At 73.2% G+C, this 15967-nt stretch carries 17 protein-coding genes and 1 pseudogene; 10 read left to right on the top strand and 8 right to left on the bottom strand.

Translation table 11 applies throughout. The annotated features are described in order from the left end of the window. Positions 1–115: 115 nt before the first annotated feature. The 3 genes from AB0I51_RS18685 to AB0I51_RS18675 all read left to right on the top strand — a co-directional run bounded on the left by AB0I51_RS18685 (position 116) and on the right by AB0I51_RS18675 (position 3096). Positions 116–1327 carry a histidine kinase gene (locus tag AB0I51_RS18685; RefSeq protein ID WP_362976354.1) on the top strand — a complete coding sequence of 404 codons (1212 nt, stop codon included), beginning with the start codon at positions 116–118 and terminating at the stop codon, positions 1325–1327. After that, on the top strand, positions 1324–2022 hold the full coding sequence (locus tag AB0I51_RS18680; RefSeq protein WP_362976352.1) for a response regulator transcription factor: 699 nt from the start codon (positions 1324–1326) through the stop codon (positions 2020–2022). The genes AB0I51_RS18685 and AB0I51_RS18680 overlap by 4 nt, the downstream gene beginning before the upstream one ends. A 75-nt stretch (positions 2023–2097) precedes the next feature. Further along, positions 2098–3096: an NAD-dependent epimerase/dehydratase family protein gene (locus AB0I51_RS18675; protein WP_362976350.1), complete on the top strand. Its 999-nt coding sequence runs from the start codon at positions 2098–2100 to the stop codon at positions 3094–3096. Positions 3097–3145: 49 nt separating this feature from the next. Here AB0I51_RS18675 and AB0I51_RS18670 read toward each other — a convergent pair whose 3' ends face one another. Continuing rightward, a complete protein-coding gene (locus AB0I51_RS18670; RefSeq protein ID WP_362976348.1) occupies positions 3146–4258 on the bottom strand; it encodes a HAMP domain-containing sensor histidine kinase in 1113 nt (370 codons plus the stop codon). A gap of 2 nt (positions 4259–4260) precedes the next feature. Further along, positions 4261–5016: a response regulator transcription factor gene (locus tag AB0I51_RS18665; RefSeq protein ID WP_362976346.1), complete on the bottom strand. Its 756-nt coding sequence runs from the start codon at positions 5014–5016 to the stop codon at positions 4261–4263. A gap of 105 nt (positions 5017–5121) precedes the next feature. On the opposite strand from AB0I51_RS18665, the gene AB0I51_RS18660 reads away from it, so the two are divergent. From AB0I51_RS18660 to AB0I51_RS18650, 3 genes and pseudogenes are all read left to right on the top strand, one after another. Continuing rightward, the gene (locus AB0I51_RS18660) at positions 5122–5874 is read left to right on the top strand and encodes a glycosyltransferase family 2 protein (RefSeq protein WP_362976344.1); all 753 of its coding nucleotides are present in this window, start codon (positions 5122–5124) and stop codon (positions 5872–5874) included. After that, positions 5871–6488, top strand: coding sequence for a DUF2064 domain-containing protein (locus AB0I51_RS18655; protein WP_362976342.1), 618 nt, complete (start codon positions 5871–5873; stop codon positions 6486–6488). The genes AB0I51_RS18660 and AB0I51_RS18655 overlap by 4 nt, the downstream gene beginning before the upstream one ends. Continuing rightward, positions 6485–7099: pseudogene (locus tag AB0I51_RS18650) on the top strand (class I SAM-dependent methyltransferase); the annotation flags it as partial. The gene AB0I51_RS18655 and the pseudogene AB0I51_RS18650, both read left to right, overlap by 4 nt. Positions 7100–7158: 59 nt before the next feature. On the opposite strand, the gene AB0I51_RS18645 reads toward AB0I51_RS18650, so the two are convergent. Then, positions 7159–7638 (bottom strand): hypothetical protein, encoded by a 480-nt coding sequence (locus AB0I51_RS18645; RefSeq protein ID WP_362976340.1) that lies wholly within the window; start codon positions 7636–7638, stop codon positions 7159–7161. Next, the gene (locus AB0I51_RS18640; protein WP_362976338.1) at positions 7638–8876 is read right to left on the bottom strand and encodes a molybdopterin-dependent oxidoreductase; all 1239 of its coding nucleotides are present in this window, start codon (positions 8874–8876) and stop codon (positions 7638–7640) included. The genes AB0I51_RS18645 and AB0I51_RS18640 overlap by 1 nt, the downstream gene beginning before the upstream one ends. 113 nt (positions 8877–8989) lie before the next feature. Here AB0I51_RS18640 and AB0I51_RS18635 point away from each other — a divergent pair, with 113 nt between their 5' ends. After that, positions 8990–10417, top strand: a complete 1428-nt coding sequence (locus tag AB0I51_RS18635; RefSeq protein WP_362976336.1) for a hypothetical protein — start codon at positions 8990–8992, stop codon at positions 10415–10417. A 20-nt stretch (positions 10418–10437) separates the two neighbouring features. On the opposite strand, the gene AB0I51_RS18630 is transcribed toward AB0I51_RS18635, so the two are convergent. Both AB0I51_RS18630 and AB0I51_RS18625 read right to left on the bottom strand, forming a co-directional pair. Next, positions 10438–11661, bottom strand: coding sequence for a cation:proton antiporter (locus tag AB0I51_RS18630; RefSeq protein ID WP_362976334.1), 1224 nt, complete (start codon positions 11659–11661; stop codon positions 10438–10440). Between the two features lie 5 nt (positions 11662–11666). Beyond that, on the bottom strand, positions 11667–12152 hold the full coding sequence (locus tag AB0I51_RS18625) for a TrkA C-terminal domain-containing protein (RefSeq protein WP_362976332.1): 486 nt from the start codon (positions 12150–12152) through the stop codon (positions 11667–11669). 144 nt (positions 12153–12296) lie between these two features. Between AB0I51_RS18625 and AB0I51_RS18620 the strand changes: the two genes are divergently transcribed. Next, on the top strand, positions 12297–13217 hold the full coding sequence (locus tag AB0I51_RS18620) for a YihY/virulence factor BrkB family protein (protein ID WP_362976330.1): 921 nt from the start codon (positions 12297–12299) through the stop codon (positions 13215–13217). Here AB0I51_RS18620 and AB0I51_RS18615 read toward each other — a convergent pair. Then, the gene (locus tag AB0I51_RS18615; RefSeq protein ID WP_362976522.1) at positions 13187–13852 is read right to left on the bottom strand and encodes an alpha/beta family hydrolase; all 666 of its coding nucleotides are present in this window, start codon (positions 13850–13852) and stop codon (positions 13187–13189) included. The two genes, AB0I51_RS18620 and AB0I51_RS18615, sit on opposite strands and share 31 nt — an antisense overlap. A 274-nt stretch (positions 13853–14126) precedes the next feature. Here AB0I51_RS18615 and AB0I51_RS18610 point away from each other — a divergent pair, with 274 nt between their 5' ends. Next, positions 14127–14477 carry a VOC family protein gene (locus AB0I51_RS18610; RefSeq protein ID WP_362976328.1) on the top strand — a complete coding sequence of 117 codons (351 nt, stop codon included), beginning with the start codon at positions 14127–14129 and terminating at the stop codon, positions 14475–14477. 96 nt (positions 14478–14573) lie between these two features. Beyond that, positions 14574–14975, top strand: coding sequence for a MarR family transcriptional regulator (locus tag AB0I51_RS18605; RefSeq protein WP_362976326.1), 402 nt, complete (start codon positions 14574–14576; stop codon positions 14973–14975). Positions 14976–14996: 21 nt separating this feature from the next. Here the strand turns inward: AB0I51_RS18605 and pqqB are convergent, their stop codons facing one another. After that, positions 14997–15848 (bottom strand): pyrroloquinoline quinone biosynthesis protein PqqB, encoded by an 852-nt coding sequence (gene pqqB / locus AB0I51_RS18600; protein WP_362976324.1) that lies wholly within the window; start codon positions 15846–15848, stop codon positions 14997–14999. Positions 15849–15967 lie beyond the last annotated feature (119 nt).

The raw sequence follows: 15967 nt of genomic DNA, 5'->3' as shown, positions 1-15967 counted from the left end.
CCTGCCGCCTCCGTCGCGGCGGCGATCTCCCGCGGGACCGCGCAACCATCGATGTGCGCCCGGCGGAGGATCCCGCCGGACCCGCGCTCCCCTAGCCTGATGAACTGAAATGGTCATGGAGACAAGGGCCCTGCCACGGGCCGCACAGCGCTGGTTCGCCGCCCGGCCGCGTCTGACGGATGTCGCGCTCGGCGGCGGTCTGACGTTGTTCGACATGGCCACGGTGCTCGGCCGCAGCCCGACGCCGGGCGGCTGGGCCGTGGCCCTGTGGGGAGCGCAGACCGTCCCGCTGCTGTGGCGGCGGACCCGTCCTCGTACCGTCCTGGCCGCGATGACCGTCCTCTACGTCGCCTTCCAGGTGCTCGACCCGATCCCGGGCAAGATCCCTGGTCCGTTCCTGCTGATGATCGGTGTGTACGCCCTCGCCCGGTACGAGCCGGTCGCGGTCGGCGTGCGGGGAACGCTGCTGTGCCTGGCCGCGGCGATGACGGCCGACGCTCTGAGCGGGCACTGGCAGCCCCCGCAACCCGGTTCGCTCGAACCGATCAGCGCCACCACGTTCGTCTTCTTCTTCGCCCTCGCCTGGACACTGGGACACGGCGGACGCAGGATCGGCGCCGACGCCGACCGGCTGCGCGAACTCAACCGGCGGCTCAGGGCCGAGCAGGAGCTCAACGCCCGGCAGGCGGCGATCGCCGAGCGGGCCCGCATCGCCCGCGACCTGCACGACGTCGTCGCCCACCACGTCAGCGCCATCGCCGTACAGGCACGTGCCGCGCAGGACGTCATGGACGACGATCCGCCCCTCGCGGCCCATGGGGTGGAGCTGATCGCCACCACCGCCGACACCGCGCTCGTGGAGATGCGGCGCCTGCTGGGGCTGTTGTCGTTCCGGGAGCGGGAGCTCTCGCCCGAACCGTCCCTGGACCATCTCGGCACGCTCATCGACACCGCAAGGTCGGCGGGGTGCCGGGTGACGTACACGCCGGAGATCCGGGCGGGGACGGCGCCGTCGGCGGGGATGCGGGTCTCGGCGTACCGGATCGTCCAGGAGGCGCTGACGAACGTGGTCAAGCACGCGGGGCCCGTCGAGGTGCAGGTCACCGTGCGGGGCGACGACGCCGGCCTCGTCATCGAGGTGCGCAACGACCCGGCCGCCCCGGGCCACCGGTCCGTCACCGGATCCGGCCGGGGGCTCATCGGCATACGGGAACGCGTGGCGGCCTTCGACGGCGAGCTGGCTGCCGGGCCACGCGCGGACGGTGGCTGGGGACTGCGCGCCGTCCTGTCCGGGACGGCACCACGACCCGCGGAGGCGGCCGGATGAACGTACGCGTGCTCGTCGTCGACGACCAGGAGATCGTCCGGACCGCGCTGCGGCTGGTCATCGACCGCCGCGAGGGCCTGACGGTCGTCGGCGAGGCTGCGGACGGGGAGCAGGCCGTGGCCCGGGCGGTCGAACTCCGGCCCGACGTCGTGCTGATGGACGTACGCATGCCCGGCACGACCGGTGTCGAGGCCACCCGGCGCATCGTCGGCGACTGGCCGGGGCCGGGACCGGCGCCGCGGGTCGTCGTCCTCACCACGTTCGACCTGGACGAGTACGTGCACGCGGCCCTTCGTGCGGGCGCCGACGGCTTCCTGCTGAAGAACAGCCGTCCCGACGACCTCGCCCGCGCCCTCCACGCGGCCGTCGGCGGAGAGCCCGTGCTCGCACCGAGCGTCACCCGCCGGCTCATCGACTCCCTGACCGCGCTGCCGACCGCGCTCCTCCCCGGCACACCGGGCGCGTCACCGGCACCCGACCAGCCCACGCTGACGGAACTGCTCACCGAACGCGAGCTGCAGGTTCTCGTCCTGGTCGCCCGGGGTCTGTCCAACGCCCGGATCGCCTCGGACCTCGGGCTCAGCGAGGCGAACGTGAAGAGCCGCGTCAACCGCATCCTCACCCGCCTCGGCCTCGACAACCGGGTGCAGGCCGCCCTGGTCGCGCAGCGGGCGGGCCTCACCGGAACCACGTGAGCAGGTCTTACGGAGCGGTGACACCGCGGCCCTGACACTGCCGTGCGGTGGGTTCGCGGTCCTAGCGTCTGACGCATGCGAGTACTGGTCACCGGCGGTGCCGGGTTCATCGGGTCCCATGTCGTCGAGGCGCTGACCGCGCGCGGGCACGAGGCGGTCGTGTTCGACCTGCGCGACGGCCCGGACGTGCGTGACGGCGAGGCGGTCGCCCCCGCACTGCGGGGTGTGGACGCCGTGTGCCATCAGGCGGCGATGGTCGGACTGGGCACGGGATTCGGCGACGCGCCCGACTATGTCTCGCACAACGACCTCGGTACGGCGGTGCTGCTCGCCGCGATGGCCGACGCCGGGGTGCGCCGGCTGGTGCTCGCCGGGTCGATGGTCGTCTACGGCGAGGGTTCCTACGCCTGCGAGCGGCACGGGCCGGTGCGGCCGGGCCCCCGGGCCGTGGCCGATCTGGATGCGGGGCGCTTCGAGCCCCGATGTCCGCGCTGCGGCGAGGAGTTGAGGCCGGGGCTGGTGAGTGAGGACGCTCCGGTCGACCCCCGCAACGTGTACGCGACGACCAAGCTGGCACAGGAGCATCTGGCGGCGGCGTGGGCGCGCGCCACGGGTGGTTCGGCCGTCTCGCTGCGCTACCACAACGTGTACGGCCCCAGGATGCCGCGCGACACCCCGTACGCCGGGGTCGCCTCCTTCTTCCGGTCCTCGCTCGCCCGTGGCGAGTCGCCCCGGGTGTTCGAGGACGGCGGCCAGCGGCGGGACTTCGTGCATGTACGGGACGTGGCGGCGGCGAATGTGGCGGCGCTGGAGTCCGAGCCACGAGAGGGGGCGCTGACCGCGTACAACACCGGCAGCGGGGACCCGCACACGGTCGGCGAGATGGCGCGGGTGCTGGCCGCCGCGTACGGCGGGCCCGAGCCCGTGGTGACCGGAGAGTACCGGCTCGGCGACGTCCGCCACATCACGGCGGACTCCGCGAGGCTGCGGGCCGGGCTGGGGTGGAAGGCGGAGGTCGCGTTCCCGGAGGGGATGCGGGAGTTCGCGGTGGCGAAGCTGCGCGGAGAGCGGTAACCGGCCGGCCTGTGGCCGAGAGTGCCTCCGGCGTTCGCCGCCCGGCCGGCTACCCCTCGGCCATCGGCAGTGTCACCTCGAAGCGGCAGCCGCCGGACACGTTCCGTACGGCGGCCCTGCCCTGGTGGGCCTCGACGATGCCGCGCACGATCGCCAGGCCCAGCCCGGCCCCGGCCGGGGGTGTCCGCGCGTGGGTGCCGCGCCAGCCCGTGTCGAAGACCCGCGGCAGATCCTCCTCCGGGATGCCGCCGCAGCCGTCCGTCACGGACAGCACCACACCGTCGGCGGACCGCTCGGCGGCAACCGCGACCGTGCCGTCGGCCGGTGTCCGCCGGATCGCGTTGACCAGCAGGTTTCCCAGCACCCGGCTCATCTCCCGGCCGTCCACCTCGACCGGCACCGCCACGATCCGGTCGCCGACCAGCCGCACCCCGTGCTCGCGGGCGAGCGGGTCGGCCCCCGCGAGGGCGTCGCCGATCAGGTCGTAGAGCGACATCCGGGACGGGGAGAGCGTGAGCGTCCCGGCGTGTATGCGGGAGAGTTCGAAGAGGTCGCCGACCATGTCGTTGAGGCGTTCGACCTCGGTGCGGATCTGGCGGAGATAGCGGTCGGGGTCGGCTGCGACCCCGTCCTCCAGGGCCTCGGACATCGCGCGCAGACCGGCGAGCGGGGTGCGCAGGTCGTGGGAGATCCAGGCGACGAGTTCGCGGCGCGAGGACTCCAACGCGCGTTCGCGGTCCCGGGATTCGGCGAGCTTGGCGCTGGTCGCGGCCAACTCGCGGCTCAGGTCGGCCAGTTCGGCCGTCACCGGGCCCTCGGGTGCCGAGAAGTCGCCACCGTCGCCGAAGTCCCGTGCCGCACGGGCGAGTTCACGGCTGCGGGCGACGACCCAGCGGCCCAGCAGCAGCGCGGTGGCCAGGGAGACCACGGCCGCCATGGCGACGACGGTGGTGACCACGGACAGGTCGTGCGAGGACAGGAACATCGCCTGGGCCACCGCCAGCGTGCCCGCGAACATCGCCGTCACCGCGACCGCTGCGACCACGGAGACGGACGCGGTGAGCGACCGCCGGCGCAGCAGCCACAGCGCGCCCGCGCCGAGCACTCCGGCCCCGGCGGCGCCCAGAAAGGCGAACAGGGCGATGAGCAGCATGTCGCGCATGATCAGCCCTCCTCGACCGAGCCGGTGCGGGCGGGCTCGAAGCGGTAGCCGACGCCCCACACCGTCTGGATCAGACGGGGCCTCGCCGGATCGTCCTCGACCTTGCCGCGCAGCCGCCGCACATGGACGGTGACGGTCGACAGGTCGCCGAAGTCCCAGCCCCACACCTCCCGCATCAGGTCCTCCCGGCTGAAGGCCCGCCCGGGGTGTCGCAGGAAGAACGCAAGGAGGTCGAACTCCCGCAGGGTGAGGGCGAGTTCGGTGCCGTTCTTGGTGGCGCGGCGGGCGGCGGGGTCGGCGGTGAGTCCCGCCGAGCGCAGGGGGCGGGTCGCGGCCGGGGGGCCGCTGCGGCGCAGCACGGACTCCACGCGGAGGACGAGTTCGCGTGGGCTGAAGGGCTTGGTGACATAGTCGTCGGCGCCGACCTCCAGGCCCAGGATCCGGTCGTCCTCGTCGCCGCGCGCGGTGAGCATGATGACCGGCACGGGTCCGTGGCCGCGCAGCCGGCGGCACACCTCCAGGCCGTCCATGCCCGGCAGCATCAGGTCGAGGACCACCAGGTCCGGCCAGTGCGCGGCGGCCAGGGCGAGCGCGCCCGGCCCGTCCTCTGCCCGGTCCACGACGTATCCGGCGCGGTCGAGGTATCCGGAGACGATCTCGGCGACGGTCGGATCGTCGTCGACCACGAGGACGCGCTTCGGGTGCGCGTGCCCGCTCGGGGCGGGTACGGCACCTGGGGATTCGTACGGTTGCTGCATGCGGTCCAGGGTCCCACCGGCCGCGCCGACCGCTCGACTCCGCTGCCCCGACGTCCGTGTTTCGTAAGGATCCGAAGTCCGGTATGCCCGTTTCACGCTCGTAGGGTGAAAGCCGTGACGACCTCTCCCCCACCAGAACCCGACCCGGCGCGCGTCGACGTGGTCCTCCCCTGTCTCGACGAGGCCGAGGCCCTGCCCTGGGTGCTCGCCCGCATTCCGCGAGGCTGGCGCGCGCTGGTCGTGGACAACGGATCCACGGACGGTTCCGCGGCGCTCGCCCACAGCCTCGGCGCCACCGTCGTGCGTGAGGAGCGGCGCGGGTTCGGCGCCGCCTGTCATGCCGGGCTGCTGGCCGCCACGGCGGACATCGTGTGCTTCTGCGACTGCGACGCCTCGCTCGACCCGTCCTTGCTGATGGACTTCGTCCGCGAGGTTCGCGACGGCGAGGCCGATCTCGTACTCGGGCGGCGCCGGCCGCAGGGGCGCGGTGCCTGGCCCGCGCACGCCCGGGCGGGCAACCTCGCGCTGGCCCGGATGCTGCGCCGCCGCACCGGACTGCGGCTGCACGACCTCGGCCCGCTGCGGGCCGCGCGCCGCGCGGATCTGCTCGCGCTCGGCCTCACGGACCGCCGCAGCGGCTATCCGCTCCAGATGGTGGTGCGTGCCGCCGACACGGGTCTGCGCGTCGCCGAGCACGACGTGCCGTATCTGCCGCGCACCGGCGCCTCCAAGGTCACCGGGACCTGGCGCGGCACCTGGCAGGCGGTACGGGACATGCGCCGGGTGCTGACCGAACCCCCTGTACCCGCGCCGGTGCCGACAGCCGCCCCCTCACCTCAAGGAGCCACTTCCCGGTGACCACCCTTCTCGTCATCGCCAAGGAACCGCGGCCGGGACGGGTGAAGACCCGGCTGACTCCGCCGTTCACGCCCGAGGAGGCCGCCGCGCTCGCCGAGGCCTCGCTGGTCGACACCCTGCACGTGCTGCTGGCGACGCCCGCACGGCGGCGGGTGCTGGTGCTGGACGGAGCGCCGGGCCCCTGGCTGCCGCCGGGCTTCGACGTCGTGCCGCAGTGCGGCGGAGGGCTCGACGAACGGCTGGCCGCCGCCTTCGCGGGCTGTTCCGGGCCCGCGCTGCTGATCGGCATGGACACACCCCAGGTGACGCCCGCGCTCCTCACCGTCGACTTCGCCGACTGCGACGCGTACTTCGGGCCGGCCGAGGACGGCGGCTTCTGGGCCCTGGGCCTCGCCGACCCCGACCCGGCGCTCCTGCGCGGCGTACCGATGTCGACGCCCACCACCGGCGCCGTCCAGCGCGCCCGGCTGACCGCGGCGGGCCTGCGCGTCCACGACCTCCCGAACCTGCGGGACGTCGACACCGCGCACGACGCCGAACTGGTCGGCGCCGGGGCGCCGGAAGGCCGGTTCGCGAAGGAACTGGCACGGCTGAGGACGGGAGTCGGCCGGTGAGTGGGGTGGGGCGGCCGGCGCCCACGAGCGAGGGCCCGCTCCCGGTGAGCGCGCTCATCGACTGCCCGCCACCCGACTCCCCCGCACGCCCCTGGTCCGCCGACCCGTACACCGACGCCCTGCGCGCCGGTCGCGGCCCGCTCTTCCTCCGCCGTACCGACGGCTGGCTGCTGCCCCTGGAGGTGGAGCGCTGGTGCGCCGAGGCCGACGCGGTGGACCGGGAGGTGCTGCGCCGGTGCGAGGGGGCCGTGCTCGACGTGGGATGCGGGCCCGGGCGGCTCGTCGCCGCGCTCGCCACGCAGGGGCGGCCGGTGCTGGGCATCGACGTGAGCGAGGCCGCCGTGGCGCACACCGTCCGGCTGGGCGGGCAGGCGCTGCGCCGGTCCGTCTTCGAACCCGTCCCCGGTGAGGGCCGCTGGGACACCGCCCTCCTCATCGACGGCAATGTCGGCATCGGCGGCGACCCGCATGCGCTGCTGCGGCGGTTGTCCCAACTCCTCGCACCTGGAGGGTTGTTGGTGGTGGAGACCGCTGCGGTCGACGTCGACGAACGGGTTCGGGTGCGCGTCGCCGACGGCCGTGGAGCCTCCGGTACGTCCTTCCCGTGGGCCCGCCTGGGGACTCCGGCCCTGCTGCGCCACGCCGGCTGGGCGGGGTGGCGCCCGGAGGGTCAGTGGACGGCCGACGGCCGCTCCTTCCTCGCCCTGCGCAGCCGCAGGAGCGGCCGCACGACGAGCAGCACGGCCGAGCCGCCGAACAGCGCTGCCGTGACCAGCAGCCAGCGGGACAGGAACCCGTCGCCGGACAGTGTGGTGGCGGACCTGTAGCGGTCCGCCACCTGCCCGCTGATCAGCGGGAACCACACCAGCAGCAGAAGGCCGGAGAGCAGTGCCGGGACACGGACGCAGCCCGTCCACTCCCGGTGTCCGGCGGCGCCCAGCACCCGGGCGAGCGCCCGGTCCACGCCCGCGTACAACGGCACCAGCACCAGGTCGTGCAGCACCGCCGCGCCCACGAACCACAGCCCCACCCCGAACCAGTCGTCCGCGAGCAGCCGTACCCCCGCATACCCGGCGAGCACGAACGAGCAGGCCAACAGCAGGAGTTGGAGAGGGCTGCCGAGGGCCGGCCGCCGGAACGGAACACGCATCACAGCTCTCCGAACGTCATACGGGCCACCCATTTGGTGTTGAGCACGCCGGGCGCCGCCGGGACGACGACCCGTGCCGGGTAGCCGTGGTCGGGGGTGAGGTCCGCGCCGTTGACGAAGAGGGCGAGCAGCGAGCGCGGGTCGCGGACCTGGTTGTCGCGCAGGGCGGACCGGCGGAACGCCCCGTGCCGTTGCAGGGACTCCACCAGGACGTCGGGGGCGGTGTCGGTGTCGTAGCCGACGAGTGCCGCGAGGTCCCGCAGCCGTACGCCTCGCCACCACTGGTCGGAGGTCGACCAGCCCTCCACGCAGGCGATGGGCAACGCGGCGCTGTGCAGGGGGAGTTGGAGCAGCGCGGCCCGGCCCAGCCGGACCGTGCGGCCGTTGCCCTCGACGAGCAGTCGCCATGCCTCCTCGGAGGTCTCCCTGGCGTCGATGCCGACGGCCGCCGCCGTCTTGTTGATCTGGAAGGCGCCGGGGCCGGAGCCCGGTTCGGGTCCGCCGTGCGGGGCGAGCAGGGCCGTCTCCCGCAGCGGTCCGTCGAAGCCGCGGCCCGCCGTCGTGGCGAACAGCAGCAGCGATCCGCCGCCGACCACACCGAGGGCGCCGCGTCGCGAGACGGTGGGTTCGGCCGGATTCGGGGACACCAACTCCCCGTCCTCTGCCGGGTGTTCGCCTCTGAGGTGGCGCAGGTTGCGCAGGGCCGCGGGGGTCTTCAGGACGGCATGGGCGAGGAAGGCGGCGAAGAAGACCCAGGCGCCGTAGAAGTGCAGGGGGTAGAAGGAGCCGGGGAACACATAGTCGAGCTGGACGTTGAGCACGCCCGTGGTGAACTCGAACAGGCCGCCGCCCACGAGGAGCAGCAGCGAGAGCCGCTCCAGGGCGTGGGGGAGGGAGCGCGCCGGGGGCAGGGCGAACAGTTTCGGGACGACCGACCACAGCTTCGCCAGCAGTACGGGGACCAGCGCGATGCCGAGGGTGACGTGTGTGCCCTGTGTGAGGCGGTACAGCCAGGACGGGTCGGTCGGCCAGGCGAAGAGGTAGAAGCCGAGCAGGCCCTTGTCCGGGGTCTGGTCGTTCACCGGCGACAGGTCCGGGTTGTAGGCCGCGTACGACAGCAGACCCGTCACGAACAGCACGGTGATCCCGACGAGCAGCACGACGCCGAGCACTGAGGTGAACCAGGGGCCGCGCAGCGGGCTGCGCCAGAAGGCGGGCGAGGAGGGGGAGCGTGGCATGCCCCGACCGTAGGCCGGGGACACCCCCCGAACGGGTTCGCAAACCATGACGAAACCCTGACGTCTCTCTCGGCGGCGGCTCCGCCGGGCACACCCCGACCTAGCGTGTCGGCGTGAACCCCGATCTTCTCCGCGACCGCGAGCGCCACCAGGACGTCCGGACCGACGACCGTCCCCGTGACGTCCCGGGCCACCGCCCGCGCGACCACGTCCGCGATCTGTCGGCCGCCCTCGCCGCCGCCCTGCTCGTCCTGGCGGCGGTGCTGGTCGGCACCGTGATCCAGAAGCGCCATCACTCGCTCTTCGTCGGCTGGCCGCCCGTGTTCGCCCAGTGGGAGCCGCACGTCGGCCCCGGCACCCCGGCGGCGCTCGCCGTCGCGGTCGCCGTGGTGGCGTACGGTCCCGCGCTCGCCGCCCGACTGCCTTGGCGCGCGCTGCTGTTGACCGCCTGGGGCACCGCCATGGCGTGGACGTTCTCGCTGGCCCTGGTCGACGGCTGGCAGCGGGGCATCGCGGGACGGCTGACGAGCACGAACGAGTACCTGACGGTCATCGGCCGCTTCCACGACATCCCCGCCACCCTGCGCGACTTCACCCACCACATCCTCAGCCACTCCCCCGCTCCCTGGCCCGCGCACATCGCCGGGCATCCCGCGGCGGCCACCGTCACCTTCGTCCTCCTGGACCGGATCGGGCTGGGCGGCGGGGCCTGGGCGGGCGTGTGGTGCATCACCGTCGGGGCGACGGCGGGCGCGGCGGTCCTCGTCACCGTGCGTGTGCTCGCCGGTGAGCAACTCGCCCGGCGCGCCGCCCCGTTCCTCGTCCTCGCCCCGGCCGCCGTATGGGTGGGCACCTCGGCGGACGGGTACTTCGCGTCGGTCGCCGCCTGGTCCGTCGCGTTCCTCGCCCTCGCGGTCACCGGACACCGGCCGCGCTCGGCCGGCCTGGCCGCCGGGCTGTTCTTCGGCCTCACCGCGTATCTGTCGTACGGGCTCATGCTGTTCGCGGTGATCGCGGGCGCCGCACTGCTGCTCGGGCAGCGGCGGCTTCGCCCGCTCCCGTACGTCGTCGCCGGACTCGCCGTCGTACCAGTGCTGTTCACGCTGCTCGGCTTCAACTGGTGGGAGGCGTACCGCCTGTTGATCACCCGCTACTACGAAGGGGTCGGCGGGATCCGGCCGTACGGCTACTGGGTGTGGGCGAATCCGGCCTGCACCGTGCTGATCGTGGGCCCGGCGACGGTGGCGGGTCTGCGGCGGGCGGGCACCGCTCCCGTACGTCCCCAACTCCCCGAGCTGCGTGGCGGTCTGCGCACGGCCGCGCCCCAACCCCGGCTCGCCCTGCTGGTGTCCGCCGCGCTGCTGGCCCTTCTCGTCGCGGATCTCTCCGGTATGAGCAAGGCGGAGACGGAGCGCATCTGGCTGCCGTTCGCGATGTGGCTGCTGCCCGCGTGCGCGTTCCTTCCCCGGCCCCGCGCCTGGCTCACCGCGCAGGCCGTCCTGGCCCTGCTCCTCAACCACCTGCTCCTGACGGGCTGGTGATGTGGGCGACCAGTGCGGGTCTACGCCACCTCGTGGGGCTCGGGAGCCGTGCTGTTCGCCTCGGCCACCGGGGCGGCCTTGTCGCGCCCTCGCCCGGTCAGACGGGTGGCCAGCGGCTCGGTGTACCGGGCGCTGAGCGGGCCGACGACGACCAGGATCAGCACGTACGCCGTCGCCAGCGGACCGAGCGAGGATTCGATGCCGGCGGTGACGGCGAGGCCGGCGATCACGATGGAGAACTCTCCGCGGGCGACCAGCGTGCCGCCCGCCCGCCAGCGGCCCTTGGCGGAGATCCCCGCGCGCCGGGCCGCCCAGTACCCCGTGGCGATCTTCGTGCCCGCGGTGACGATCGCCAGGGCGAGCGCGGGCAGCAGGACGGGCGGGATGCTCGCCGGGTCGGTGTGCAGGCCGAAGAAGACGAAGAACACGGCGGCGAACAGGTCCCGCAGCGGGGAGAGCAGACTGTGCGCGCCCTCCGCGGCCTCCCCGGACAGGGCGATGCCGACCAGGAACGCGCCCACGGCGGCGGACACCTGGAGCTGCTGGGCGAGGCCTGCGACCAGCAGGGTCAGGCCCAGGACGACCAGGAGCAGTTTCTCGGGGTCGTCGCTGGAGACGAAGCGGGAGATGTGGCGGCCGTAGCGGACCGCGACCAGCAGCACCAGGGCCGCGGCGCCGAGGGCGACGACCAGCGTGAGGCTGCCCGAGGCGAGGCCGGTGCCGGCGAGGAGTGCGGTGACGATCGGCAGGTAGACGGCCATCGAGAGGTCCTCGAGGACGAGGATGCTCAGGATGACGGGGGTCTCGCGGTTGCCGAGGCGCCCCAGGTCGCCGAGGACCTTGGCGATGACGCCGGAGGAGGAGATCCAAGTGACGCCGGCCAGCACCACCGCGGCGACCGGTCCCCAGCCGAGCAGCAGGGCCATGGCGGCGCCGGGCAGCGCGTTCAGGGCGGCGTCGACGAGACCCGCGCTGTACTGGGTCTTGAGGTTGGAGACGAGATCGCTGGCCGTGTACTCCAGGCCGAGCATCAACAGCAGCAGGACGACGCCGATCTCGGCGCCGATGGCGACGAACTCCTCGCTGGTGCCCAGCGGCAGCAGTCCGCCCTCGCCGAACGCGAGCCCGGCCAGCAGATAGAGCGGTATCGGGGAGAACTGGAAGCGTGCGGCGAACCGGCCCAGCAGTCCCAGGGCCAGGATGATCGCGCCGAACTCGATCAGGAACCTCGCGGAGGAGTGCATCGCGGTCACTCCCGCCCGAGTATCGCGGCGGCCGACTCGACACCCTCGCGCGTGCCGATCACGATCAGGGTGTCCCCGCCGGCCAGCCGGAAGTCCGGTGCCGGGGAGGGGACGGCCTCGGCCCGGCGCAGCACGGCCACGATCGAGACACCGGTCTCGGTGCGCATCCTGGTCTCGCCGAGCACCCGTCCGTTCCAGTACGAGAGCGTCGACAGCCGAATGCGCTCGGCGACCAGGCCCAGTTCGGTGGTGGACAGCAGGTTCGGGCTGTGGTGCTCGGGCAGCAGGGCGTCGACGAGCGCGGCCGTCTCCGCCGTGGTCAGCCGCACGGACAGGGCGCAGGCGTCCGGGTCGTCCGAGCGGTAGGCGTTCAGAGTTCGCTCCCCGTCCCGGTGGGCGACCACCGACACACGGCGTTGCTCACGTGTCGTCAGGTCGTAGCGGACACCGATCCCCGGCAATGGTGTACTGCTCACGCGTGGAGTGCCCATGACGCGTCCCCCTGTTCCTCGCAGATCTCCGTGAACCTTACATGTTCTTGACGTTTCTTTACCGGTTCTTGAATGATCTGCCGCCGGGCCCGCGTGGAGTAGACCTGCCCAACACGGGCAGAAGGGGAACCGGGTGAGAGGTGGATGGGCATGAGCACACCGTTCGCGGGGATGATGGCGGTCCGGCCGCCCGCCGCGTGGTGGCCCGCGCTGCGGCGGACGCCGGTCGCGCTGTGGAACGACGACATCACGGACTACGCGGCGGCGCTGACCTACTACGCGATCCTGACCGTGCTCCCCGCGATGCTGGCGACGGTCCTGGGGTTCGGGATGATCAGCCCGGACACGGCCGAGGAGTTCATCAGCCATGTCGCCGCCTACGCGCCGGCCGACTCGGGCGCCGATCTGCACACCGTCCTGTCCCATGCGCTGGCCGCGGACGGCACGGCCTGGCCGTTGCTCGTGACCGGTGCAGGCAGCGCGCTGTGGTCGGCCTCCAGTTATCTCGCCGTGTGCCGCCGCGCCCTGCACCGGATGCACGGCACGGAGGACCGGCGTTCGACCTGGCGCAAGGCGCCGCGCATCGTGCTCACCGCGCTCGTGCTGCTCGGTCTGCTACTGGTCGGCTCGCTCACCCTCCTCCTGACCGGCCCGCTCGCGGAGGTCGTCGGCCGGATGTTCGGCATGGGCTCCACTGCGGCCTGGGCCTGGAACCTGCTGCGCTGGCCGGTGCTGCTGTGCCTGGTGGTCCTCCTGGTCGTGGTCGTCTTCCACACCGGCCCGACCTCGGCGCGCCGACGCGGGCACACTCTGCCCGGCGGCGCCCTGGCCGCCGCGCTGTGGCTGGCCGTCTCGGCGGGCTTCTCGTCGTACGCCTCGACACTCGGCGCCTACAGCAGGCTCTACGGCTCGCTCTCCGGGATCGTCGTCTTCCTGGTCTGGCTGTGGCTGTCGAACCTGGCGCTGCTCACGGGAGCGCAGTTCGCCGCGGAACTGGCCGCGCCGCCCGGTGGTCCGGTTCCTCGGTCACCCGGTCACAGCACGGGGAAGTCGGCCGTCCCGTAGGACTCCTCGGGCAGTGGGTCCGGTGTGCCGGCGGGGTCGAGGAGGTGGGCGACGAGGGCGGCCGCGGTGTCGTGCCAGAGGCGGTGGCGGCGGAGCATGGCGTGGTCGCCGCCGCCGACGAGGGCCATTCCGGCACGGGTGGCCGTGGCCCGCGCCCTGTGCACGCAGTCCGCCGAGTCGGCGGGTGAGGTGACGTGGTCCCGGTCGCCGTGCAGGCAGACGACGTACCGGCCCGCCGTCTGTTCCACCGGCTCCCCCGGCGGCCACCACGGTGCCAGTGCGACCACACCGCACACCTGCGGGTGACCGGCGGCGCGCAGGGCGGCCCGGCCCCCCATGGAGTGGCCGAGCAGCAAGGTCGGTACGGGGCCCGCCAGTTCGGCGAGTTCGTCCAGCGCGCGGTGGGTGTCCCGCACGGGGTCGGCGCGCTCGCCGTTCCAGCCGCGCACGCGGTATCGGGTCCGGGCGAGGAGGACGTCGCCATCCGGCAGCGCACCGGACATCGCCCGCACGAACGGTCCCATGCGCAGCGCGGCGAGCTGCCAGGGCCTGGCGGGCCGACTGCTCGCCTCCTGGCCGCCGTGCAGGACCAGGACGGCCGCCCGCGGGCGGGCCGGACAGTGCCGGAGCAGCAGTGCGGCTCCGGGCGCGGGCGGCGGAAGTTCGGTCTCGTCCTGCTGCACGAAGGTGTGCCCCCTGTTCCGTTGTTCGGGCCTCTCCGCGACCTCCGCGTCGCGGGTCACGGAGATGATCCTCCCCCGGACGACGCGTCGCCCCGGCCCGGCAGTTGTGACGGACCCGCCCCGCGCGGCAGCCGGTCAGGATTGGAGAAGCCTTCGTCCGCTCCCCCGCCCTAGCCTGAATTCACCGGCGAAATCCGTCGGACCACGCTTCACGGAGGAGCTCGCCATGACCGACGGTCTGAACACGATCATCTACCCCGTCAAGGACCTCGACCGCACGAAGGCCCTGTTCGGCGCGCTGCTGGGAGTCGAGCCGTACGCGGACGAGCCGTACTACGTCGGCTACAAGGCCGCGGGCCAGGACGTCGGTCTCGACCCGAACGGGCACTCCAGGGGCATGACCGGACCGGTGCCGTACTGGACCGTGGACGACATCCGGACACGGGTGGCGGCGCTGGTGGAGGCGGGGGCCGAGCTGGTCCAGGACGTCCAGGACGTCGGCGGCGGCAAGCTGATCGCCTTCGTGAAGGACGCGGACGGGAACTTCGTCGGGCTGACCCAGAATCCGGCTGCCTGACACCGCTGCCGCACCGGCCGGCCACCCGCCCGAGCTACTTGCACACGCACTAGTTGCAGACTCAACGATTGGCCGGATCGGTGTTACCGTGCAGGTATGGCAGTGAAGTCGGCCGGTGCCCGGCAACTAGAGGATCAGTGGCGGGACATCCTGTCCGTGCACGCGCGCACGATGTGCGAGATCGACCGCGTGCTGCACCCGCACGGGCTGGGCGCGAGCGACTTCGAGGTGCTGGACATGCTCGCGTCCCAGGCGCCCCGGGACGGCGACCAGTGCCGGGTGCAGAACCTGGTCGGACGGGTCCATCTCAGCCAGAGCGCGCTCTCCCGGCTCATCGGCCGGCTGGAGAAGGACGGCCTCGTGGAACGCTCCGTGTGCGTCGAGGACCGCCGCGGCGTGTGGGTCGCGCTTACCCGCAAGGGCCGCGACCTGCACGCGGAGGTGCTGCCACTCCAACGGGGTGTACTGGCAAGGATGTTGGAGAGCACGCAGCAGTAACCGCCGCCCGGCCCGGCCGCCTCACACCACGAACTCGGCTCCGTCCACGAGCACTTCGACCCCCGCACCGTTCACCTGCGCCCGCGCCGTCGAACCGGGGTCGAGCAGCGGATTCGTGTTGTCGAGGTGGGTGTAGATCCGGCGGACACCGGGGTGACGGGCGAGGGCGGCGAGGCTGCCGCCGGGGCCGGTGACGGGCAGATGTCCGATGCCCACCTCGTCGGCATCGAAGAAGGTGCCGTCCAGCACGGCGCAGTCCGCCGTCTCCAACAAGTCGTCCAGGGCGTCCGTCCAGGCGGCGATGCGCGGCGCGTAGACGAATGCCCCGCCGGTCGCCAGATCCTCGACGCGGTACGCGACCGCCCAGCGGTCGTCCGGACGGCGGGACTGCACGTACTCGGGTGGCCCGTCGCCCACCGGGTGGGCCGTGACGACCAGCCCTCCGGCGAGTACGAACCCGTCCTCGGCGAGGCCGTCGGCCCACTCCCAGGGGGCGTAGCGGTCGAGGACCGCGCGAGCCGGGGCGAGCGCGACGAGGACGGGCTGCGGGGCGTACACCTTGAGGCCCGCCGCCCCGCTCAGCACGGTCAGACCGGCCACGTGGTGGGGCTCGGCGTCGGTGAGCAGCACGCCGCGCACAGGGGTGTCGCGCGGACCGGGGCCCGGCCGGAGCGCGGAGGTGGCGGTGAGCTGGGTGCGGACGTCGGGCGAGGCGTTGAGCAGCCACCAGTCGCGCGTGTTGCCGGTGACGGCCACGCAGTCCTGGGTGCGCGAGGGCAGTGTCCCGTCGCGGGCGGCGGCGCACAACGCGCAGGCGCAGTTCCACCGCGGGAAACCGCCACCGGCGGCGGTACCGAGCAGGACGACCCTCACGACGACCGCGCCCCCTCGCAGAATCGGAATCCGAATCGGCATCGGAATCGACGCACCGAATCTCCCCCGGGGGATCTTTCCTCCGAAACGGGCCGGACTACCCCGTCGCAGGGGGCAGT

Origin of the sequence: Streptomyces sp. NPDC050549 (assembly GCF_040655035.1) — a bacterium.
Lineage (GTDB): Bacteria > Actinomycetota > Actinomycetes > Streptomycetales > Streptomycetaceae > Streptomyces.
The sequence above is the reverse complement of the archived record's forward strand: the minus strand, read 5'-3'. Positions and strand labels throughout refer to the sequence as shown.